Below are 21,252 nucleotides of genomic sequence, written 5' to 3'. Positions count from 1 at the left end.
TCAGAGGAATAAACGTATCAGGGAAACGGAACGCCTACCGTTTCCCTTTTATTATATTTAACTTATATTTAATCCGGCTAATACGTGACTTTTAGCCAGCCGCCGTTTATTATGATCTTCCGTTTTATCCTCTCCCGACTACTGTATTTCATAGCCGAGCGCTTCACCAACCGCCCGCAACGGCAGGTAAACATTTCCTCCGCAAATATAAGCGGCGGCCTCTATTTTAGCACCGTCCAGCACTATTGCAGGTTGACTGTCATCTGCCGCAAAACCATACGCATTTATGTACAGGACCAACGAAATAATGATACCCAGGATAATAGCCTTTTTGGTCATGCATCGACACTCCTTTGCCAGTGTAAGGTCTTTATTCTGTTATTTAATCTGGTTTTCATTGCGGGAATCCTTCCGCAAATTCCACCGCCGCGCCGGTCGCCGGGATGCGGACTAAGACAGACGGATGGGTTATTACCTGCGCCGCCACCTCCCCGGGCGCCGGGTTGTCAATCCGGTAATAAACCTTCAGCTTGCCGCTGCCTTCACTAATAATATCGATTATCCCCACGCTATAACCGGCGGTGGACTTTTCCCCTGCCGAGACGCAAAAATAGCTCCATTCGCCAAAGGTTTTAGAGCCGGTATAAAGCCGCGTGGCGTTGGCAGCCGCCCAATTTCTGATTTCCCGCGGGACGCTTTTGTCATCCAGGGACATGATCTTGAAAGGCACTGACTGGTTAGTAGACCAATGATATGGTGATCCCATCCCTTTTGTAAGGTCTTTGATCAGGTCGTTCGCTTTTTCTACTGTGTCGCTCTCAGGGTACTCTTTCAATATTCTTTGCGGGTAAGTGACATCTCCGGTGTATGCGCCGAGCGCCAGTAGCGCATCGTCGGCCATGTTGCTATCCGGGTATTCTTTGACAAATTGCTGGTAGGTGGAAATGATTTTCCCCTGAATATCAGACGAGTTGAAGGCGAACGAGGCGTCCTCTCCCCACTCGTCCAGGCCGATGTAACAAAGGCCGGTGGAGTAAAGCGCTTTAGCCCTTAGCTCCGGCGCTACGGACTGATCCTGGCAGACCTGCTGAAAATACGGCAGGCTATGGTTGTAGTTGATCAGATCCCGGACGAAAACAGCCATTTCCGCCGGCGCGTGTCCGTGGCCCGTTTCGTTGATATATCCCAGCCAGTTGTAGTATTGCCGCTCCCCTGCCCATAAGTGGTTATAGTAAAGCATCTCGTTATGAAAGATCGCCGCCGCTAATTGGTATAAATCAGCCGGGTCCTTTGATTCAGCCCACTGAGATTGTAAACCGGCAAGCTTCTTTACCTCGGCCAACTGCTTTTCGACTGATCCGCGAAAATCGTATTTATCATTCTCACTGAGATAGTCATAATCGTTGAGGTAGTCAAAGGGCAAAATAAACTGATCGGCTGTCAGAGCTTCCTCCTGTTTTAAAAATTCCTTCAGCCCGGCAACGGCCCGCGCGTAATTCTCCCGGCGGACCTCCTTTATAGCCAGGGAATAGCTGACAAACGCCTGCAGGGGCGGCTCCAGTTTTTCCGCGGACAGCGACTCAAGCTGCTCATAAGTCATCCTTACATCCAGGATGTAAACCAATCTTCCGGCGGCCGCGTAGCGCATGTCTCCGTCAGGCAAGAAACGGACTTTCTGCATCGTTTTGACAGCGTCGGTAAAACGCCCCTTGATCTCGTAACAGCGCGTCAAGCGGTAAGCCGCGTCGTCCGCGGCCGGGTGGCGGGGAAATTCTGCCAGAAAATTTTCCCAGCCAGGGATTTCCCGGTCCGGATCATACTCCTCGTCCCCGTAAGGAGGCGCCCAGACGCCATTATATGATGGTTCCTCGGCACGCTCTATTTCAAAATAGGGTATACCCCGCACTGCTTCATACGCCTTGATCCCTCGCCCCAGGTAGCTTTGCGGATACTTCTGGCCAGCGTCCCTCAACAATCGCCAGTTCAGCCCGTCGATTCGGAAAGCATGATCTTCTTGCGCCAAAGTAGCCACTCCGTTTCGGTCCGTGTCCCGCACATACTGTTCCAAGGCCTTTTCCTGGCCCAAATCCATGTAGAGGGCTGCAAGGCATTCCTGGCGGCAGTATGGCGACGCGTCCGTTTCGGCGATTTTCCATAGCCAGTCAATCCAGCCCTCCCTATCGGCTCCCGCTAATCGCCAGTGAGCGATGCCGGCGATTCTATCAATCAAGCCGGCTCTATCCCTGACGGAAGCAAGGCTGGAATAGAGGCTGCCTAACGTTTCCAAGGCTTTCGTTTCTCCCAATTGATAGAGGGTGCAAAGCTGGTCGGAGCGGTAAACCGGATCCGGTTCATTTTCCTGCGCGCGCCACAGCCAGCCGGTGACAGCCGCGCGGCCGGCATTGTCAATCTGTCTTTGAGCAAACCCCCCGACCGTGTCGACAAGACGCCGCTTGGCGATTGGATCGCTTAGTTTAACGTAAGTCTCATCCAGCCACCGCACCATATCGGTTGGATTGGCAAAAATCCTTTGCCATGCCTGGTCAAAAAAACAATTGCCTCGCAGGGAAAGAACCGCGCTGGTCAAATCATTTGAATTTTTAATGCGCTCCGTCAAAACAGGAATCAAGTAACGGATGGAATTGGCTTCTTGATAAGCGCCGATATCCTTGGCCAGTTGAGAAACCTGCTCGTCAGTCATTAACCTGATCAAGATGTTTTTGATGCTAAAGGCGTCATTTGTATTGTTATCTCTCAGGTAGTCCAGCAAAACCTGCGCCGCGTCAGGGTCCGGTCCGGGCAGGGTGTCAAAAGCGCCAACAACCATTGCTAATTCATAATCGCTTGTGGCCTGCCACAGTTTTGCCTTTAATTCATCTAATGACTCACCGGCTGCCGCCGCTCCAGCCTCGTTGGCCAGCAAGTTTTGTTCAGCGGCCCAAACATCCGTGGGGTTGCCGGCCAACCCAGTGAAAATAACGAAAATCAATAAAAATACAACCGGGAAAACGGCAATCTTGCCGGGTTTAATCATGTCAGCCACCTCCTGGTGCAATCTTATTCTATATTTCCTGCTTTTAGGGGAACAATTTGTCATCTTTATTTAAATTTTAAAATGAATTGACTCCCTGCATTTCTTCGAATATGGTTAACTCATCAACCTTGGTTATCTTCCATTTATTTTGTTCCTTTGCCAGGCAAAACACCGCGCTAAAGGTCCTGGCAGACTTTTCTCCGTTTTTTAATTTCAAGTAATTGTAAAAATGAGGGGACTCGGTTTCCTTGTCTCCTTTCCTTAATATTGTTTCAACCACGTCCAATTCCACGGTAGCGTTATTTTCGGTAATGGTTACAATAGGTTCTTCAAAAGAAACGCTGTATTTCTTCACCCCCAGCGGCCTCCAGGCGTCAAACAGCCGCCGCCAGCCGTTGATGCCGTCTCTCCATTCACTTGTCGGCTCAAGATAGCCGTATTCCTTCTCAAAAGCAGCCTGGTCATCTTTGGCCAGGGCGTCGCCCAAAATTTTGTAATAATTGTTGACAGTGACCATAACCGCTTTTTCCTCATGGTTATCCGGGTGCTTTGAGGGACTGTCCAGGTTTATGTCCAATACGGCGTCTTCCTGCCTAAAACCAAGCCTGGTTATTTTTATAACGGGCTTTTGTTCCAAGATCTCCGCCTCGCTTTCGCCCGGCGGCCAACCCATAACCAGACGCCTGCCCCCGCCGGGCGCATTTTTAAACTGTCTGAAATAAGTAAGCGGCATCCTGTAATCATGCGAGCACGTATATACGCAGGCGTCAATAACAGCGTCCACGCTGTTTCCGGCAGAATCCAGGACAACATATTCCAGCGACCTGGTTTCATCGTCTTCTTTAACTAACGAATTGAGACAAACGGTATAATCTTTGACAGGTATTTTTTTATTGATGCAGACCTTGTCCGTGATCTCTTCCAGGGGAATTATTTGGTCAATGGAATAATAGCTGTAAACATTCGTAAGATTGAGCCGCTCCTCGCGCGTTTCCAGCGCGTCAAAATTAGCCCGGCCGACTGCCGTCTTTCCATTTAAGGAATACTTGTAGGTCGGGCCGATGTGGTCGATGCTGGACAAGTGGCTTTCCAGCTTTCGCCCGCCGTCAAACATGGCCGGCGCATCTTCTTTCGGGTGGTTGTCCCAATTATTCAGCCAGCCGTGCGCTACACCGTCATAATCTCCCCGCGCTGTCAGTTTGTAATGTACCTGGGTTTCACTGACGCCTGCAGTAATGGCGTCCACCAGCAGACTATAGCCGTTTTTCTCCACCAGTTCAGTCAGTTGATATGTATGGACGTATTTATTGTCCACTTTTTTAAACTTGATATCTTTCAAGTCCAGAACAACAGGCCCATTCTCGTGCTCCACCGGCCCGCCGGAAAATTCCAGACGCAGTGGTTCATTAGGACTTTCAACCGGATCGAAGGTTAAAAGTGTTTCACCTCCGGGCAATTTTGCGGGATATTCTTGCTGGAAAGAATTCCAGCCCAGATTCCGGCCCTCCCCGTCAAAAAGCTTGACGTTAAGCGGGTCCAACTTTCCCCTGATCTCTCCCTCAACAGCGGCAATCATAAACGTACCCGTCTTGTCTAACAGGACTTTTTCTATGGTAACAGTGGTTCCCTGGCAGTCCACGGACCTGTTGACCTCGGTAAATTGGCCGAGCCTTTCCGCCCGGCTAAACCGTCCGGCCATCCCGGACCCGTCCGGCGCCGCGGACTGAGTCGAGCAACCTGTTATTATAACAACGATGAACGCAATAAGCGAGAAAACAATTACGGTTTTAATTTTTTGAGGCATTTAACTAATGTCACTTCTTTTCGTTAAGTTTACCCATCTACTAGGACTTAAAGGCAAACCTTGCACCCTTATTCAAGGTGCAAACCGCCTAACCTCAACGAGGACGACTTATAAAGAGTAAAATTACTCACTGCCCAACGGGTTTTCCACCTTTCCTATAAATAGGACCAATCCAGTCCGGTCGTCACTGATGACAAATATAAATGGCTTGTCTAAATAGAACTCGGGGGGGGCGTTTTCCTTGGGTAAGGCAGCTCCCATTAAAGCTACTGATGTGAGGGCGGCAGCTTCGGTACCCTCCTCATCCACACTGATAAAGCATTCCTGGGATATATCGCTGACAAATAGGTTGAAGTCCCCGGACCGGTCCGCAATCCCCGTAAAATCCGCGCTTCTGTTGTCAAAGGCGGTGACCATTCCCATGTTTTTCAGGTGACTGCCCAGTTCGTTTTTCTGCTTGAAGCTGAATTTGGGGAATTTTATTTTTACTTTCATATTCTCTGAGTTGCTGTATGCTTTTTGAATATCGGCATAATTAAGATTACGGGCATATTCATCAGTACTGTCCTTCGGAAGTATGACCAGCATATTGCAGCCGTGATAGTTGAACTTGCCGGCCTGGATTTGCTCATCTTCGTAATAACCAATCTGTTTTTCAGCATTCATCATATCTACCTTGACAGTATTACCGTTGTTCAAATGGAAATCTTCCTTTTGCGTTTTGGATTTATCAAACGGGCTTTGCCACTTTCCCTTAAAGTACAGGGAATTAAATGCAATCATGGCTGTCCCGGGCTCAACTTTGGATAAATAGTTTCGTATCCTGCCGTGAGTTTTGTCTTCAATCCAACGGTTCATGGCACTTATACAGATATCATTCGCAAAATTGACATTGTATGCTTCGGCACCGTAATAGGTATTGGAGTCTTTTAAAAAGATGTCTTTTACCTGGAGATTTTCCTGTATCCATAAAGAATTGGCGAGTTCTACAAGGGTGGTTTTATTACCGTTTTCCTTATAGCCCAAATTCATGAGGTAATTGATGGTATTGCAGTATTTTTCATTCACTTCCGCAGTGGAAAGCCTCTCCGGATTGATGATTGCATCTATTTCATCACGGGTTTTGCCGGCCGCTCCATTCTCAAGAACGGCAAGTATGGTAGAGAAACTGACAGGGGAGAAGATAGTGTTTTCCCCCTCGCTTTCCGCAGATATTTTTTGTAGGAGCTGAATACCTGCCGTGTTGGATGCCATGTATAGCTTATCTTCATTGGATATGCTGGGATTTTCTATTCTTTTAAGCTCAGCCTGCTTTTTGAATTGTATGTTAGTTGAAGAATTGCCGCATCCGGTAAAAATAAATATCATTGCCAGCAGCAGCCCCAGTAATTTTGTTGCCTTCATCCTCTTCACCTCTCTGCATTTATCTGTAACGTCTGTAATATATCAGTTTAATATGCCTCTATATTTTAGACGGTGTTAAGAACTAACTAGTTCACCAAAAACAACCATAATATACTACAATATACTACCCCTTGGGAATATTACTAAATAAAAACTTCCTGTGGTAAGGCGTCCGGAAAATTATCGGTAAATATTGATGTTTATCTTAAATACAGAACTTTATCAACACTATATTCGTCTTAATTTCAGATAACTGATCAGTTAGTGTTATCTAAGCTAAATATATATTTTCAGAAAAAGGGGCGTGGTAAGATGAGGAAAACCAAACTACTTGCGATTATACTGTGCTATTTAATCTTCGTCGTCTTCTGGGTAGTTCCTATGGATTGAACAACAACATCGAGTACTACTACCGGGTGCGGGCTTACAACTTATACGGGGATTCAGACTACTCCAATGAGAAAAGCGCCACCACATACAGTACAGCGGAAGTCTTGATTAAATTATACATTGGCCAGTCAACTTACTATGTAAATGATCAGTCAAAAACCATGAATACGTCTCCTATGATCAGAGAAAACCGGACGATTCACTCCTCTATACGTTTTTGTGCAATAATATAAACCTCATCATCCGATCTCGCAGAAACTATAATGATTTTCATGATATTGTTTTCCCGCACTACTTTGTATACCACCCTAAGCCCTAGTTTAAGAAGCTTAATTTTGCAGTAGCCTGCTAAATTGGTACCGCCTTTATTGCCAAGTGGCTTACCATAACCTCCTTCTGCCTGTGGTAGAGGATTAGCTGACACCTTGTTAATGGCTTTGATGACCTGCACACGCTGGGCTTGATCAAGTTGCCTTATATCCTTCAAAGCATCTCTTAAATATTCTACCGTCCACACTCTATTCAAGCTCCACGTCTGTGTCTTTTAAATCTGCATCATTAATGCCAAGCTCCTGCATAGCTTTGTCAGCCGCGATAAAATCCTCCGCCGTTGCACTTGACATACGTTTTTCTGCTTCTATAAACAAACGGTAATTTTCAATCGTTTCAAGCATCTGATCATAGGCTTCGGGAGTCAGTAGAATACAAGCCGGTGAATTATTTTTAAGCACGATTTTAAAGCCAGTTTCACGCAGTTCCTCAAAGATCTTATTGGCTTCACCTTTATTAAAACGTGAAATGGGTACAAGAGAATTCATAATATTACTTATAGAAATATTATCAAGCATAATATCAACCCTTTCCAACAGCTTCGTTCATAAGTTTTTATTTATTCTTAATATTATTCTATGTAATATCAATAAATATGTCAATAAATATGTTAATATTATGCTAAGGTTTTCAATTTTTTAGCTCTCAGTTTTTTATTGTATAGCGGTTGGCAAATTTCCGGAAAACAATGGGGATGGTTTTCACGCCCTAAACACTTTATTAACACTGAATCCGGTGATTGGTATATAATATGTCTTAAGGTGGCTATTTCCAAATGGCATTTTTCCAACACCAATTGCATTGTCTCACATTTCCCTCACAATGTTTAAAAACGGCTTGCTGACAGAAAATGTAAACCCTATGAAGCTGTCACCAGAGCCGAAGCAGCCAGCGTGATAACTGACTCTTCAGTTTGCTCATTCATATATTTGATTAATAACTCAACCGCTTTGGCCTTATATTTAGATAACATTCCTCAGACGTAATTAATATTCACATTTGTTGATAATCCTATATACTCATAGGTACCGGACAATGGAACCATTCCCCTCTGTTCAGTGCCTTTACTCAGTGTCCCCTTGCCCAGTAGAGGGGCACCCTCCTCTCCCCCTGTCCTCTCCCCTGGTAATTTGGTTAATGAGTACGATTTATCAGCATCAGGCTTGAGTTTCAAAGAACGCTGGGAACTTGAAGATAAAAAAATAGATAATTTTGGAAGGGAGGGGTATCAAAAAGCCCCTCTTTTTTCTCTTTGTACAGTAGAGAGTTAATAAAATGCGTTGGATTTGGAGGTAAATACCTTGAAAAGCTAGTGCCTTTTGAGTTGAGAAAATCCGAAGTTTGTTTTCGCGCTCCATGGATATGATCCGTGAGTACCAGGAATAAGTGATGTTGTAGCCAAGGTATGGCGATTGATTTGAAAAACTATTTTAGATCTGGCTGAAAAATATGTAGAACTTATTACGCTTATAAATCGTCTATATTATAGAAAATCAGTTAAATACAGGAAATAAGTCGAAGCCTGTCGAAAGATAAAAGTGTAAACCATTGGATCTAAGGTATGTAATACTTTATAACAGCTCCGCCAATGTTATTTTGATCTGCCCGTTTTTATACATATAGATACTTTTTGTCTTCGGGAGGTGGTGATGGAATGCAGGATTTGTTTACCTATGCGACTCTTGGCACCTTAGCTGGCGCGGTGGCCGCGACTGTTCTGGTGGTTGATTCCATTAAGGAATTTGGCTTTCTGAAGCGATTTTCCACTCGCTGTCTTGTGGTGGTGGTAGCTGAAGGAATCGTTTTCCTGGCCGATATCGCCGCAGGGAGTTTTACGGTAAAAAATGTTCCGCTTTGTGCTCTTAATGGTTTGCTGGTGGCGGCTTCCGCCATGGGAAGCTGGCAGGTGATTCATGATCGATTGTTTGGTAGTTCTGAAAAGGCAAAGGGAGGTTGAGTGCCTTGAAAAGAAAACCTAAGTTTCATGAGCTAGTTGCCCGGGCTAAAAGTGGTGATGAGAAGGCTTTTATTCAACTGGTTTATCGATTAAATCCGGCAGTTAAAAAATATAGCCGCAGGTCGGGTCATCATGTTGAATGTTATTCGGATCTGGTAATTTGGTTAATGAGCGCGATTCATCAATATCCGGCTTAAAAACTTGAAGATAAAAACAGAAAAATTTTTAGGACAGGGGGGTATCAAAAAGCCTCCTTTTTTTCTCTTTATATGGTAAGAGGGCAAGTTAGCTACCATGATAGGAGGTGAGATTATTAACTATACTTGACGTTTCTTCTGAAAAATCTGGTGTTCATGATTTTGATCCGGAGGAAGCCCGGGCAATTGCCTGGTTTCTAACCGGCCTGCACCATGAAGCAATCAGATTAACTAAAAAGTACCGGCAACTGAATGAACACGAGCTTTTGCTCCTGAATGGTCCGACGTCTCAAAGCACTGATCCCGATAAGTTGACCATGATTGATGTCATTCCTGCTGCCGTAGATGTTCCCGGTGAAGCCGAGGGTATGATATTTATCCAGGAAGCCCTCTTGTTGTTAACGCCACAAGAGCAAAGAGTGGTGCAGGCAACGATTCTGGATGGATTTACCGAGCGAGAGGCAGCCAAGGAACTGGGGATATCACAGCCTGTGGTTCATCGCGCGAAAGAGCGTGCGTTGAAAAAGTTGCGGAAGTATTTTCTTAGATGAAATGAATTACCTGCTAATCAATCAAATCCAAAGTAGAATTAAGGAGGTTATTATTTTATGCCCACTCTGTATTATCCAATAAATGATTTAGGCCGTGGACAGACCACCGAGTCTCAAGAATTTAATGTGCTATCGGAAGAAGATGTTGATGTTGTTTTAGTGCAGTACGCGTATGATAGCAATGGTTATTTGGTTCCGGCTCACATAGATTATAAAATTGGAGACATACTAAACCATGTCGATGGAATATTTAAGAGCCAATCCACAACGATTACATTTCCAAGTGTATCAGCAGGAACCCATAGACTAAAGATACGCAATACAGCAACGGACATTAATGGTGCATATGGGAATGGCTATATATATTATTAAGTCTGACAGTTGAATATAACTCTTAGCCGAGGGCATTGTTAGCCCTCGGCTTAACTTAGTTTAAAAAGACCTTCATTTCTTGGGTCGGATAGACAAAGATAAGATATTCGGGCATACTTTTTAAAGAAGCAGCAAGCACCACCCGAATCTCCCTTATCTCCGTGTTTCCTTCAATCTCTTCGCTTTCCACGGAAGAAAAACCTGGACCGAAATAACTATTATGCCCTGTATCATCGACAACACGATCTGGTAAGTAGTCATCCCAAAGTTGAGCGCCTACCGGCTGTATCGTCTGATAATAAATCACAATATCCGTCGGACAGATTTGCACTTGTTTTACTATAACAGTGGTTTGTCCAATCATCCACGTCTTCATTGGTAAAAATGTTCTGGTAGCTTCATCAGTGTAGTGCCTCGACACTGGAACCGTAAACAACCATTCTCCGTATTGGTCCCCGATTTGGTAAATCGCAATCTGCAAGTTAAAACTCTCAGGGAGCTCCCCGTGGTGGTAGATATTTACGATCCAAACATTACCGTTGTCAATCCTTTCAGCTGTTCCTTGCATCGTATCATGGATGGCTTTGCCGTTAATAAAAAAATGCATTTCTGCAATAGGTAACGGAATAGAATAAGGCAAAGTATCTTTAAGATACAGGTTAGGTCTGGACGTCGTTACTGTATAGCCAATGACAATTCTCCCCTGGTCATATAACACATCTGTAATAGTTACTGAAATATCTTTATCCGTTGCTGTGTTTTGAACTGTTGTACTAAACTTTTCATTGATTGCGGTTTGCAGCCCCCATTTTTCCCCATAAAAATTAAACACTGATTTAACTATAGGAATTTGCTCCAACGCCTTGGCTATAACCGGGGAAATAAAACCGGACATGATTAGAAGCCCGCCGATTACGACCATGGCAGCGATACTGTATCCGATTTTACATTTCATTGTGTTCTTGCGAAAAGGTACGGCGGGTATGGTATCGTCAAAAGCGCGCTCACGAATTTTGTCCCATGGAATGGAATGAACCTGGCAGCAACCGGCATCTTGTTGTATTCTCTGTTTAATCAACTCATCCATGAATCATTCACTCCTTTACAAATTGCTCTTTTAAAGCTTGACCGTCATCTTTAAGCTTTCTGATAAGCCAGCGACGGGCCTTGGCTAGTCGCCACTTATATGTGCCAAGACACCAACCTGCCACAATTGCTGCTTCTCTGTCAGTTAAATCGCAAAAGTAACATAAAACCAGCGCGATTCTTTCCTGCTTGCCCAGACTACGCATGGCTTCTCGTACCGCAATCCTGGTCTCTGTCTGATCAATCTTATCCGCAGGGTCTAGGATCTCCATATCAGGCACGAATGAAGTATTCGGCCGGCGGCGCCACTGTTGGCGAGCCGCGTTCAGCAGAATCTGATAAAACCATATGCGGAACTTATTGTGGTCCTTTAGCTGACCACGAGACTTGTATAAATTGACGAAAGCGTTTTGCGCGGCTTCTTCCGCGTCGTATACGTTGCGTAAAACCAGCCAGCAGGTGCGAACGGCAGCCGCCCACTGCTCCCGGACAAATTCTTCATAAGCAGCGATATCTCCTGAGCAAATACGCGATATCATTTCAGATGTGATGTATTGCTCACTTTTATTACCCACGCATCCTTCACCTCCTCATATAATATGACGCAGGAAAACGTTCATCTGGATGGTGCAAGTGTAAATTTATTTTAGATAGAGGTATCAAAACGGCTTCCTTTTTTCTCTTTATATGGTAGGAAGGATATATTAATTTCCTGGATAGCTAAATTGGTATAATGATAAAAGAAGCGACCTGCTCACCTGCAGTGGACGGGTCGTTTCTGTCATTGAAAGAATATACGTGATTCTTGATATCATACGCAGCAAACATTCAGTATATCACGACAGTCCTTCATTACTGGAATTCTCCTTCACTACCGAAAGTTTACCGTGCACCGAATAGTTCGATCATAACCGATTCCCCCGGAATATGATATCGCGGCGTTATACTGAGGATTTCCTTCTAACGAAATCCTCACTCTCACCACCGGTGGCTGAGATGGATTTTGACCGTCTCCAGGCCGTCCCGGCAGTTGCTCAAAATTGAACTCCTTCGCAAATTTCAGGCCGTGGCTTTCAAAATGCGTATTATCCTTGAAAGTATCAGCAAATTCCACGTTGAAAAAGCTGAGCACAAATTCGTTTGCTTCCTCATTGTACCGGACAGTTGTTTCGGGCAGGGGATGGCCACCGGCAAGCTCTTCTCCCGGCGCCGGCTTAAAGTCGAAATGAATAGTCGGATCTGCTATTTCAAAATTGGTAATAACCTGCTTCCAGGTGCGTTTTCCGAAGGAAACCTGTTCCTGTTCATTTAATGGTAAGAAAAGTTCCTCATTTCTCAACTCTCCTTTGACGGGATTGTAAATCAACAGGTAGGGAAACTGGAAGTAGCCGGTATCGTCGCCTCCCCTTGCCCTGAAAATAAGTTCACCTTCTTTATATTCCTTAAACTCCGCTGTTTCAATAAAACCGATGATGAGTCTCATTCCGTCAAACGAAGGATGATCGAGGTAGTAATTGTGCTCATCATAAGTTTTCCTATCTATTAGTACATAACTGTCGCCGATAGATCTGATTTCCCCCGCCTGTTCATCGGGAAAAGGCAGGGGGTGATAAAACCCGCCTGGATGCTAGGCCAATACTTCGTCCCATTTATAAGTGCCGTAATAGTCCTGGGGGATATCCAGTTCCTCAAATACTTTTACGGTGTCTTTTCCATCCGCCCCGGCCTGCCAGATCGAGGCATTTTCTCCCTGCAGCCGCACCCACATCAGGCTTTTGCCACCTTCGACCCACCAGGGATTGCAGTCTAAGCAGCCGGGGACTTCTCCGTTACTGATCTGCCTCGCCCCGGAACCATCCGGGCTGGCCAGCCAGATTGAAGACGGCGGCCACTCCTCGCGCCGGTCACTAATCCCTTGCGATGATTCCGCCCGGCTAACCGCAATGAAATCACCTTCCGGCGACCAGGCCGGGTCGCGGTCGACGTAACCTTCGGGGGTGAGTGTTACCGTTTTTTCCGGACGGTTAATAGGCACCACGGAAATCTACCTTCCACATTCTATTCAAGCTCCACATCTGTGTCTTCTAAATCTGCATCATTAATGCCAAGCTCCTGCATAGCTTTGTCAGCCGCGATAAAATCCTCCGCCGTTGCACTTGACATACGTTTTTCTGCTTCTATAAACAAACGGTAATTTTCAATCGTTTCAAGCATCTGATCATAGGCTTCGGGAGTCAGTAGAATACAAGCCGGTGAATTATTTTTAAGCACGATTTTAAAGCCAGTTTCACGCAGTTCCTCAAAGATCTTATTGGCTTCACCTTTATTAAAACGTGAAATGGGCACAAGAGAATTCATAATATTACTTATAGAAATATTATCAAGCATAATATCAATCCTTTCCAACAGCTTCGTTCATAAGTATTTTATTTATTCTTAATATTATTCTATGTAATATCAATAAATATGTTAATAAATATGTTAATATTATGTTGGGGTTTTCATTTTTTAGCTCTGCCAGTTTTTTTAACAAACCATCTCTTGATCTCATTCAATAAACAGTTGAATTGTAGTTCGTTCGCTGGAGCTAAAGCAGGTCCCTCACCTGATAAACACAGCGGCAGGCCGGGTTGTGGGAGCAGATTGCCAGGGGCCCGTGTTTTGACGGAACTGTCTTTAAAAGGTGGCCGGCCGGGCAGGTCAGCCCGGCTGCAATCAGGTAATCTTCTATAATTTCCAACGTAAGCTTGTCAACCGGAAGATCGCAGCGCGGGTAGGCGGTACAGCCTAGAAAATGACCGCCGCCGGTTCCCGAGCGTACAGTCAGCGGGGCACCGCAGCGGGGGCAGGTAAACCGGTTTTCCACATATGCCTTCAGGCCGGCGTAGCGCCCCCTGTAAAATCCCCCGCGCAGATCCATCTCCAGCAGGTAAATCAAGTTACGGCACACTTTCTCCCCCGCCACCCGGACGCTGCAGCGGTCCACTTTGTCGTCTCCCGGCCAGGGGCTGCCGTACCAAAAGATGTCCCTGTCCACCGCCGTCAGTGGCGTGTGTGCGGCGGTATACTTTATAGCGTATGGCTGCAGGTCTGGCGGAAAAAGCGACGGCCGGCCGGCGCGCAGGGAAAGGCGGGCGCCGCCCGCTCGCGCCCGCCGCAAGGCGTTCACTACCAACCTCTCAGGCGGGCCGGCTGCGGCAGGCCAATCCACTTGAACGGACGCCGCGTGGCGGACGTCGGCCTCCCAGGCTTCCATGGCCGGCCGGCGCCCGGCATGCCATTCAATTTCCATTTCTTCGCCCGTAACGTGGACGGGTAGGTTGGCCAGGAGTTCTTTGCCCCCGATCACCCGGCCGTTTTCTCTGATGAAGCGAAAAAGTCCGCACACGGCAGAATCGCCTGGCAGCCTGCTCTCCAGAAAATCACGGCAGGCCAGAACGAAAAGCTTGCCCCGCGCCCTGGTGACGGCGACGTTAATCAGCCGCTGCCCCGCGCTCCCTTCTCGGCGGGAAAGCAGGCCGCCGGGTCCGCGCTGGGGAAAGGAGTCTACCAGGTCCAGCACCACCGCGTCCTGCTCCGCTCCCTGAAAGCGGTGCACCGTGGCGGCCACCAAGCCGGCAGCCTCGGAACGGGCGCCGGTAACTCCTAAAAATCCCGCCGTCAACGCGTTTAGCAGCCTGGCCTGGGCCGCGTAGGGCGTAAGCAGGCCCACCGTTAGGCCGCCCGGCCTGATCTGTCCGGCCAGCGTCAGAGCCAAGAAAGCAGATAAAGGGTTGAAGCGGGAAGAGCCGTGCCGGTAGCAGAAGGCGGGCAACTCGCTCAGGTCCACCAACGTCAGCGCCGCTCCCGGGCATGGCCCGGCAGCGGCCAGCGCGGCGCGTCCGGATGTCTCCGGAGCGTTGTAAAGCAGCCCGCCGTATACAAAGTCGTTCACGAACCCGGCAATGGATGGATGCATTCGTCGCTGCAGGCGCAGCACGGCGATGTCCGGCGCCTGCCCGTTTTCAAAAGTGGACGTTATCCCGGCTTCCTCAAAGATGTCCCGCCGCAGCCAGCGTTTTACCTCCGGCGTCCCGGCCAGCGCCACCGGCGCCAGCTGGCGGAAGTCGCCGCTCACCACCAGCTTTTTCCCCGCCAGGGAGGCGGCAAAAAACACCTGGGGAATATAGGCCATGCTGGCCTCATCCAGCAGCACGAAGTCGTAGTGTTCGTTGTAAATCACCGGATCGTTGGCCGCCGTGGACAGGGTGCAGCCGACTACCCGCGCTGCCCGGCACACATGCGCCGCTGCTTCTTTCAGGGCCTCCCTGATGTCTCGCAAGGCCTGCTCCACCTCGGTCAGGCGTCCGCCCCGGGCGCCGCCGGCGCGCAGCCCGGCCAGCAGTTCGCTGCGCTCGTCCTCCAGTTCTCTAAGCCTCTCTTGCATTTCCGGGCGGCCGGCGGCAGCCTGGCTGGAGGCCTGCAGGCCGCTTTGCCGTAACTCCGGCAGCCTGGCCCAGCCGTAACGCGCCACCAGACCGGATCGTGCCGGCGCCCCGATCCGGGCCGCCGCCCTCAGCACCGCGCCATCCACGGCTACGTTGGCATGAGAGAGGATCAGCACCCGTCCGCCCTGCTCAAAAAATAGCTTCGCGATCAGGGCCAGGGTTTCTGTCTTGCCGGTGCCCGGCGGTCCCCAGATAAAGGTAATTTCCCTTTCGCCAGCCAGGCGCAACGCTTCATCCTGGGCTCCTGCGGCGGCGGATAGCGAAACGAAGCTCCGCCGGCGCGCCGGTACTTTTTCCAGCACAGCCATGGCCATTCGCAAATTCCTCTCTGGTGTTTCGCGCAACCGTTCCTGCAGGGCGGTCAGCAAAAACCAGGGCTCGCAGAGCACCTCGGCCCGCTCCAGGAGTTCTCCCATGTTCTCATGCAGCGCCAGGGTCAACTCTGAACCGCGCACAGTCACCACCTCTCCCCCGGTCTCGCGGGAGCCGTAGCGCAGCCGCACCGGCGTACCGTCAAGGAGAAAAGCGTCCACCTCCAGCTCGAAGGCATACAGAAACCCTTCTTGGCCCCGGTAAACCAGCACCCCATCCAAGACCACCAGGGGGCGGCCTCCTTCATTGCGCAGGTACGCTATTTCTTCCGCCAGCGCCTCATTGAAAGCATCGATTAATGCAGTAGCGTGCAAAAAGGCACCTCTCTTTCAGAAGTCAGAAGTAGGAAGTAGGAAGAGAAAAGAAGGGCAAAAATACAATAGAGGGAAAAACCAAGACCCGTTTAATCTAACTCTTCATGATAAAAATGCCCGGGCGCCGGTCCCGGGGCTATAGACATTCGTGCTCTTGCTCCTGAATCTTTTCCTGCTCTTCGCGCTCATCCTCCGGCAATTCCCCCGGCAGGATCTCATCCGGCAGCGCCGCCGCAATCTCCGGCCGGCCGCCGTAGAGATATTGCAGGTCCAGGAACTCCACCACGGCCCGGATCACCGTACGCAAGGGCCGGTCTGCAGGAAGACCTGCCGTCGCCCGGCTGATGTCGTCCGGCGCCTGCCAGCCGTAAGCCAGGGCATGCTGGTCGCGAACGGCCTGGAGCATGCGGCGGATGTCGAAAGTGGAGAGAGTGTCCAGAAAGAGGTTCTCTTTTAAAAAACTGCCAAAAACTTCCCGCACCGTGGGAATGTCATATTGTCTCTCTTTGGCCGCAAGCTTTTGCGGCACAACATCATAGTCGCTGTTTTTCTGTTTCCAAATCAATTCCGACCAAAGGTTGGACGAGGCTGAAAATACAGAATAAGTTCCCGTCAGGCCGAAAGATGGTGACATAAAACGGGCGGCATTCAGGTAGGCGTTGGCCCTGGCCGTGATGCCCAGGTACATCAACTGTTCAAACTCGTCAAACAGAATCACCCACCCGGCATAACCGGCGGCCCGGATCAAGCGGGATAGAAAGCGAAAGTAATCGAAAGTGTTTTCTTTTATCTTAAAAGGTGTAAGTGACAGCGATTTCCCGAAGTTCAGGCGGTGGATGGATTTCAACTGCGCGTTGGGAACGAAGTCACCCGCCAGGTCGCTGGCCAGGATATGCTGGTTGTAAGCGTCACCGCTGCCATCCAGGTAGTTTCTCAGCACGGCCTCAAGTTTCGGGTGCAGGTTACGCGCGGTATAATTCAGCATCTCATCCGCTTCACCGCTGTCCGGCTGCAGCGCTTCCAGCAAGGGGACAAAGCCGGGTTGGGAGCAGCCCGGCAGGTACAGGCCGGCTGCCGCCCGGCGGTACAGGCGGTCCAGTTTATCGAAAGGAGTTTCCTTGGAAAGCGGCACGAAACTGACGGCAAAATTCATTTCTTCCGCCTTGTGGGCGATAATGTTCAAAAAATGTGTTTTACCATTGCCGAAGTTGCCTTTAACCACCAGGGAAAAGGCGCCGCCATCCCGTTTCACCCGTTCCAGTTCACGCCCCACTCGCTCACACGCGGCTTCCCGGCCGTAGGAAAAAATGGTGCTTAAGTTTCGGGAGGAAACTCCGGAACGCAGGTATTCAATGATCTGTCTGGCTGCAAAATTCTCCATCCCGTTCACCTCCCGCATCGTAATAGTTAACAATTGCCTCCACCGCCCGCCGCACAGGTGAAAGCATGCTGACGCTTTCCACCAGGTAGTGAAAATCCTCCTGCCGGATACAAGAGCCGAGACCGAAAGTTTCGTTCAGCCTTTGTTGTAGTTCCAGGCAGGTTTCGGCAGTAAAAAATTCTTTCACCAGAAGATCCTGGTTGAAAAGATCGGCAAATTTGTTCGGACGCGCCCCCGAGACCTCGTTCTGGATACGCATCCACAACGCCTCATAGGACTTAAAACCTCCCTTTTCGTCATAGATCAGCTCTGACCGCCCGGCAAAGACAAAAAACGCCCCCTCGAATCCGGCGAAGTCGTCCACGAGCTGCCGCAGACTCTCGTAGACCTCGTTGCGGGCGGACCTGCCGTAAAGCATTCGCCCTTCCGGCCCCCGTTCCAGCAAGGCGCTCAGGTCGTCCACCGCCACGCAAAGCCCCCGGTGTCCGCAGAGGCGCAGCAAATGGAGGAAAGACGCCATCATGTGCCTGGCGTTGTATTTGTCGACGCGGGTAAAAATTTTGAGAGGCTTTAAAGCCCTGGCCGGCAAGGGGCGGCCTTTCAGCCACTCCTGCAGGATTTCCTTTTGCTCGTCCGCCAACCGGCGCGAGCCCAGGTGGTGGGCGCAGAGCTGGGTAAACGCCATTGCGAAGTTGTGGTTTATTTTCCGGTCCCGGTAAAGCTCGTCCAGCTTTTCCTGGATCTCGCGCCGCAAGCTGTCCGCCGCCCGGCCCTGCGCCTGCGCCCAGCTAAAGAAATCCTGTCCCGGTTCAAGCTGCCCGGGCTGGTAGCCCAGGTTCCCTATCACACGATCACAGTAAGCTGTCACCAGGGTTTCCGCATCCACCGTGTCCAATACGGTCTGGTAAATCGAGTCAAATTTATTTAGGCGCACTCTGCGGGCACTCGTGAAAAAGGTGACGTAGCCCAGCCGCCGGGCCTCCTCCAGCATCAGGAGGAGGGCGTGTGTCTTACCCGAGCCCGGCTTTCCGGTGAGAAACTTCACCTTGCTGCCGCCACAGGCAATATAATCATTCAGGTAGTGGTCCCGCCAGAAATTCCAAATCCCTTCCCGCTCGCCCACCGTGATTGCCTCAAGCGCCTGCAAATCCGGCGGCGGGTTACCGCGTCGGAGGCTTTCCAGCGCTTCTTCTCTGACTGCCGGTTCCACCGGCTATCCCTCCCTGTAAAACTTCATCACGCCAAAGCGTTGGGGCTGTCCCTGGGCGTCCAGGACCACCAGCGCCTGCCTGTTGTTACGCACGTTCCCCAGCCAGAGCCGTCTGCCGTCCGGCGCGTTCATCTGGCCGCTTCGCAGCACCCGGTGCAGGTCAAAGGCGAAAAGCTGCGCCGGGTAGTCGCGTCTTTGCCGGGGCAGCGGGGTGAGGGTGTTATAAACGTCTTTCAGCAGTATTTCCTGTTCGCTGACGTCAATTTTTGTCTTCGCGATCTGTTTAGCCATCTCCGTGTCATAAGCAGCCGCCAGGGACTGGAGAAAGCGCTGGGCATCGAAGGAAGCCGCGTTTAAGCGGTCGAGGTTTCGTCTTAAGTGCCCGGCCAGGACGCCGGGGCGCAAGTTGCGGTAGACACGGTCGTCGATGGTGACCATCTCTTTTTCCGGCAGCACCCGCACTTTATAAGGAAGAACCTCGTAAACCGGGTATTCCGCTTCCACGGCCAGGCTTTCCGCCGCCAGGGCGTCCATAAAGCCCCGGTGAAACTCTTCCTGCAGGTAAGACTGCAGGTTAAAAGAAGGCAGCTTCTCCAGCAGGCCCCGCAGTGTTTCCTGCTGTCTGTCCAGCAGTTCTCCGTAGCGGGCCAAAGCCTGCTGCAGGGCTTCCAGGTTGCCCTCGTCGCCCGCTGTTTTCACGCGCCTGACCACGTTAACCATGCTGCGGTGGGCGTTGTTAAGGCTTTTAAAGTCCTCCTGCAGCGTCTGGTCCAGAAATTCATCAAGAGTTTTCGACATATATAAAAAACACCCCCGAAAGTCCGACAGAATATACTATCTTTCTTCAAGGGGCATGCATTATCCTTCTACTAATTTTTAATCTCTGCAACAAAATGTGCATATCGGTGTGCTACTTGCCGTTTTTCAAAAGCCTTACAATCGTTTCCGCCGCTTCGGCCCTGGTCACGACGGCTTTGGGCTCAAATTTCCCCTCCACCGGCTTGATTAGGCCGAGCGCCACGGACAAGGCGGCATGTCCTCTCAAGTGTTCGGAAACATCACCGGCATCCTGAAAATCAAGCACATAGATGTCACTAAACCGGGCTACATTGTTAAGACCCATGGTTTGGATGGCTAAACGGGCCAATGTTTCGCGATTGACAGGAACATCCGGATCGGGCTTTTCCCCGGGTTGCATAATACCGAGCGTTACCGCACAAGGTAAGCTATGTTGCGCCTTTCCAGCTTACGCTGGTAGGTATCAACACAACTCCCTTCCGAACCGTACGTACACCTCTCGGCGTATACGGCTCTCCATTTACCTATAAACCTGTGTTATTTTATCTCACGATTATGAAAGCATTCTGGACATAAAGCTAACGATTTCCGCCTTTTTTGCAGCATAAGCCTTTCTGCACTTGTTTTACCCGTTAGGTCCTTCAATGTTCTTACATGATGGATGCGCAAATCATCTGTCAGTTGTCCGCAACACTCGCATTTCTTGGCTTTCAGTCTTGCTGACAGACTGTTAAATCTGTCATATTTCATGTATTGAGGCAGGGTATCGTTATAGTCTTTAATAGGTGCTTCCTGCTTCTCAAAACCTTCGTTGTAAAACGAACAGCGTTTTGTGCCGGATTTCGTCTCGTAGTTTACCCCGAACACGCCATCCCGGCTATACTTGCGAATGATTTTTCTTATGCTTTTTTCGTATTTACGGCCAAAGGTTTTGTACATGCTGTATTCCATGATATATGCGAATTTGCCGATGACGGATGCATTGGATGCCAGCCTGTAAAAGTTATAAAGTCCTCGGATTTCAGCGTTGTATTGGCTTATGATGTCAATGTCCAGCTTATTCGTTAGCGGGCCACGGTGGACAGGCTTCCATTTTTCCTTTCCATCTACCGTTTCAATCTTGAAAGCTTTGTACTCTTGTAGTTTTCCTACCCATTTTTCGTGCGGCACGTAGAGCTTCACCATTCCCGTATAGACCCTTGCCGGTATGCCCTTTGTATTGTATTTGATGTCTTGACTGTGGGATACCGTTACGTCGTATCCCAGAAATCTGGCCATACCTTCCGTGTTTGTGATTTTGGTCTTTTCATCGGATAGGGTAAGCTTTAGCTTTTGACACAGGAACTCCTTTACATCCGCTTTGACCTTTTCCGCATCCTGCTTGCTTCCGATGATGCCGATGATAAGGTGAGTAGCCCAGGGGAATCTCACCCCCAGGCCCTCTCAGAACCGGACGTGAACCTCTCAGCTCATCCGGCTCCCATTATCCAGCCCCAGGAAAAATTCCCATTTGCCAGTGTACGAACAGTTTTGGTTCGCGTCTGGCTATCTTACCGAGCCAGTTA

22 protein-coding genes are annotated in these 21,252 nt (G+C 49.2%); 5 read left to right on the top strand and 17 right to left on the bottom strand.

Annotated features, from left to right (window positions below; genetic code table 11):
* Positions 1-138: 138 nt before the first annotated feature.
* The 4 genes from L7E55_RS08325 to L7E55_RS08310 all read right to left on the bottom strand — a co-directional run bounded on the left by L7E55_RS08325 (position 139) and on the right by L7E55_RS08310 (position 6,242).
* The gene (locus L7E55_RS08325; protein WP_277443680.1) at positions 139-339 is read right to left on the bottom strand and encodes a hypothetical protein; all 201 of its coding nucleotides are present in this window, start codon (positions 337-339) and stop codon (positions 139-141) included.
* A gap of 55 nt (positions 340-394) precedes the next feature.
* Positions 395-3,034: a protease complex subunit PrcB family protein gene (locus L7E55_RS08320; RefSeq protein WP_277443678.1), complete on the bottom strand. Its 2,640-nt coding sequence runs from the start codon at positions 3,032-3,034 to the stop codon at positions 395-397.
* Positions 3,035-3,110: 76 nt separating this feature from the next.
* Positions 3,111-4,838 carry a hypothetical protein gene (locus tag L7E55_RS08315; RefSeq protein WP_277443677.1) on the bottom strand — a complete coding sequence of 576 codons (1,728 nt, stop codon included), beginning with the start codon at positions 4,836-4,838 and terminating at the stop codon, positions 3,111-3,113.
* 123 nt (positions 4,839-4,961) lie between these two features.
* Complete coding sequence (locus L7E55_RS08310; protein WP_277443676.1) at positions 4,962-6,242, bottom strand: serpin family protein; 1,281 nt, start codon at positions 6,240-6,242, stop codon at positions 4,962-4,964.
* Positions 6,243-6,586: 344 nt separating this feature from the next.
* Here L7E55_RS08310 and L7E55_RS17725 point away from each other — a divergent pair, with 344 nt between their 5' ends.
* Positions 6,587-6,865, top strand: coding sequence for a stalk domain-containing protein (locus tag L7E55_RS17725; RefSeq protein WP_420852026.1), 279 nt, complete (start codon positions 6,587-6,589; stop codon positions 6,863-6,865).
* On the opposite strand, the gene L7E55_RS08305 is transcribed toward L7E55_RS17725, so the two are convergent.
* Positions 6,832-7,149: a type II toxin-antitoxin system RelE family toxin gene (locus tag L7E55_RS08305; RefSeq protein ID WP_277443675.1), complete on the bottom strand. Its 318-nt coding sequence runs from the start codon at positions 7,147-7,149 to the stop codon at positions 6,832-6,834. The two genes, L7E55_RS17725 and L7E55_RS08305, sit on opposite strands and share 34 nt — an antisense overlap.
* 1 nt (position 7,150) lies before the next feature.
* Complete coding sequence (locus L7E55_RS08300; RefSeq protein ID WP_277443674.1) at positions 7,151-7,480, bottom strand: type II toxin-antitoxin system Phd/YefM family antitoxin; 330 nt, start codon at positions 7,478-7,480, stop codon at positions 7,151-7,153.
* Between the two features lie 1,136 nt (positions 7,481-8,616).
* Here L7E55_RS08300 and L7E55_RS08295 point away from each other — a divergent pair.
* The 4 genes from L7E55_RS08295 to L7E55_RS08280 all read left to right on the top strand — a co-directional run bounded on the left by L7E55_RS08295 (position 8,617) and on the right by L7E55_RS08280 (position 10,039).
* The gene (locus tag L7E55_RS08295) at positions 8,617-8,919 is read left to right on the top strand and encodes a hypothetical protein (RefSeq protein WP_277443673.1); all 303 of its coding nucleotides are present in this window, start codon (positions 8,617-8,619) and stop codon (positions 8,917-8,919) included.
* A 5-nt stretch (positions 8,920-8,924) separates the two neighbouring features.
* Positions 8,925-9,116 carry a helix-turn-helix domain-containing protein gene (locus L7E55_RS08290; RefSeq protein ID WP_277443672.1) on the top strand — a complete coding sequence of 64 codons (192 nt, stop codon included), beginning with the start codon at positions 8,925-8,927 and terminating at the stop codon, positions 9,114-9,116.
* A 107-nt stretch (positions 9,117-9,223) separates the two neighbouring features.
* A complete protein-coding gene (locus tag L7E55_RS08285; RefSeq protein WP_277443671.1) occupies positions 9,224-9,667 on the top strand; it encodes a sigma-70 family RNA polymerase sigma factor in 444 nt (147 codons plus the stop codon).
* A gap of 57 nt (positions 9,668-9,724) precedes the next feature.
* On the top strand, positions 9,725-10,039 hold the full coding sequence (locus L7E55_RS08280) for a hypothetical protein (protein WP_277443670.1): 315 nt from the start codon (positions 9,725-9,727) through the stop codon (positions 10,037-10,039).
* 55 nt (positions 10,040-10,094) lie between these two features.
* On the opposite strand, the gene L7E55_RS08275 is transcribed toward L7E55_RS08280, so the two are convergent.
* The 11 genes from L7E55_RS08275 to L7E55_RS08225 form a co-directional block, all read right to left on the bottom strand.
* Entirely contained in the window at positions 10,095-11,126 is a 1,032-nt protein-coding gene (locus L7E55_RS08275; RefSeq protein ID WP_277443669.1) for a DUF4179 domain-containing protein, read from the bottom strand.
* Between the two features lie 7 nt (positions 11,127-11,133).
* Positions 11,134-11,700, bottom strand: a complete 567-nt coding sequence (locus tag L7E55_RS08270; protein WP_277443668.1) for an RNA polymerase sigma factor — start codon at positions 11,698-11,700, stop codon at positions 11,134-11,136.
* 296 nt (positions 11,701-11,996) lie between these two features.
* Entirely contained in the window at positions 11,997-12,608 is a 612-nt protein-coding gene (locus L7E55_RS08265) for a hypothetical protein (protein ID WP_277443667.1), read from the bottom strand.
* 144 nt (positions 12,609-12,752) lie between these two features.
* On the bottom strand, positions 12,753-13,163 hold the full coding sequence (locus tag L7E55_RS08260; RefSeq protein ID WP_277443666.1) for a TolB family protein: 411 nt from the start codon (positions 13,161-13,163) through the stop codon (positions 12,753-12,755).
* Between the two features lie 20 nt (positions 13,164-13,183).
* Positions 13,184-13,513 (bottom strand): type II toxin-antitoxin system Phd/YefM family antitoxin, encoded by a 330-nt coding sequence (locus L7E55_RS08255; RefSeq protein WP_277443665.1) that lies wholly within the window; start codon positions 13,511-13,513, stop codon positions 13,184-13,186.
* 199 nt (positions 13,514-13,712) lie between these two features.
* On the bottom strand, positions 13,713-16,298 hold the full coding sequence (locus tag L7E55_RS08250; RefSeq protein ID WP_277443663.1) for a DEAD/DEAH box helicase: 2,586 nt from the start codon (positions 16,296-16,298) through the stop codon (positions 13,713-13,715).
* 136 nt (positions 16,299-16,434) lie between these two features.
* On the bottom strand, positions 16,435-17,679 hold the full coding sequence (locus L7E55_RS08245; protein WP_277443661.1) for a BREX system ATP-binding domain-containing protein: 1,245 nt from the start codon (positions 17,677-17,679) through the stop codon (positions 16,435-16,437).
* Entirely contained in the window at positions 17,648-18,889 is a 1,242-nt protein-coding gene (locus L7E55_RS08240) for a BREX system ATP-binding domain-containing protein (RefSeq protein WP_277443659.1), read from the bottom strand. The genes L7E55_RS08245 and L7E55_RS08240 overlap by 32 nt, the downstream gene beginning before the upstream one ends.
* Positions 18,890-18,892: 3 nt before the next feature.
* Positions 18,893-19,687, bottom strand: coding sequence for a hypothetical protein (locus tag L7E55_RS08235; protein WP_277443657.1), 795 nt, complete (start codon positions 19,685-19,687; stop codon positions 18,893-18,895).
* 112 nt (positions 19,688-19,799) lie between these two features.
* Complete coding sequence (locus L7E55_RS08230) at positions 19,800-20,087, bottom strand: S-layer homology domain-containing protein (RefSeq protein WP_277443655.1); 288 nt, start codon at positions 20,085-20,087, stop codon at positions 19,800-19,802.
* 137 nt (positions 20,088-20,224) lie between these two features.
* Positions 20,225-21,118, bottom strand: coding sequence for an HNH endonuclease (locus L7E55_RS08225; protein ID WP_277443653.1), 894 nt, complete (start codon positions 21,116-21,118; stop codon positions 20,225-20,227).
* Positions 21,119-21,252: the final 134 nt, after the last annotated feature.

Origin of the sequence: Pelotomaculum isophthalicicum JI, assembly GCF_029478095.1 — a bacterium.
Lineage (GTDB): Bacteria > Bacillota > Desulfotomaculia > Desulfotomaculales > Pelotomaculaceae > Pelotomaculum_D > Pelotomaculum_D isophthalicicum.
This window is presented reverse-complemented; position numbering and strand designations above follow the sequence as displayed.

What these genes read in the sequence shown, in the direction of transcription:
- L7E55_RS08310 (WP_277443676.1), bottom strand. Translation starts at nt 6,242, where the DNA reads ATGAAGGCAACAAAATTACTGGGGCTGCTGCTGGCAATGATATTTATT.
- L7E55_RS08300 (WP_277443674.1), bottom strand. Translation starts at nt 7,480, where the DNA reads ATGCTTGATAATATTTCTATAAGTAATATTATGAATTCTCTTGTACCC.
- L7E55_RS08275 (WP_277443669.1), bottom strand. Translation starts at nt 11,126, where the DNA reads ATGGATGAGTTGATTAAACAGAGAATACAACAAGATGCCGGTTGCTGC.
- L7E55_RS08315 (WP_277443677.1), bottom strand. Translation starts at nt 4,838, where the DNA reads ATGCCTCAAAAAATTAAAACCGTAATTGTTTTCTCGCTTATTGCGTTC.
- L7E55_RS08265 (WP_277443667.1), bottom strand. Translation starts at nt 12,608, where the DNA reads ATGAGACTCATCATCGGTTTTATTGAAACAGCGGAGTTTAAGGAATAT.
- L7E55_RS08235 (WP_277443657.1), bottom strand. Translation starts at nt 19,687, where the DNA reads ATGTCGAAAACTCTTGATGAATTTCTGGACCAGACGCTGCAGGAGGAC.
- L7E55_RS08295 (WP_277443673.1), top strand. Translation starts at nt 8,617, where the DNA reads ATGCAGGATTTGTTTACCTATGCGACTCTTGGCACCTTAGCTGGCGCG.
- L7E55_RS08230 (WP_277443655.1), bottom strand. Translation starts at nt 20,087, where the DNA reads ATGCAACCCGGGGAAAAGCCCGATCCGGATGTTCCTGTCAATCGCGAA.
- L7E55_RS08320 (WP_277443678.1), bottom strand. Translation starts at nt 3,034, where the DNA reads ATGATTAAACCCGGCAAGATTGCCGTTTTCCCGGTTGTATTTTTATTG.
- L7E55_RS08255 (WP_277443665.1), bottom strand. Translation starts at nt 13,513, where the DNA reads ATGCTTGATAATATTTCTATAAGTAATATTATGAATTCTCTTGTGCCC.
- L7E55_RS08245 (WP_277443661.1), bottom strand. Translation starts at nt 17,679, where the DNA reads ATGGAGAATTTTGCAGCCAGACAGATCATTGAATACCTGCGTTCCGGA.
- L7E55_RS08280 (WP_277443670.1), top strand. Translation starts at nt 9,725, where the DNA reads ATGCCCACTCTGTATTATCCAATAAATGATTTAGGCCGTGGACAGACC.
- L7E55_RS08325 (WP_277443680.1), bottom strand. Translation starts at nt 339, where the DNA reads ATGACCAAAAAGGCTATTATCCTGGGTATCATTATTTCGTTGGTCCTG.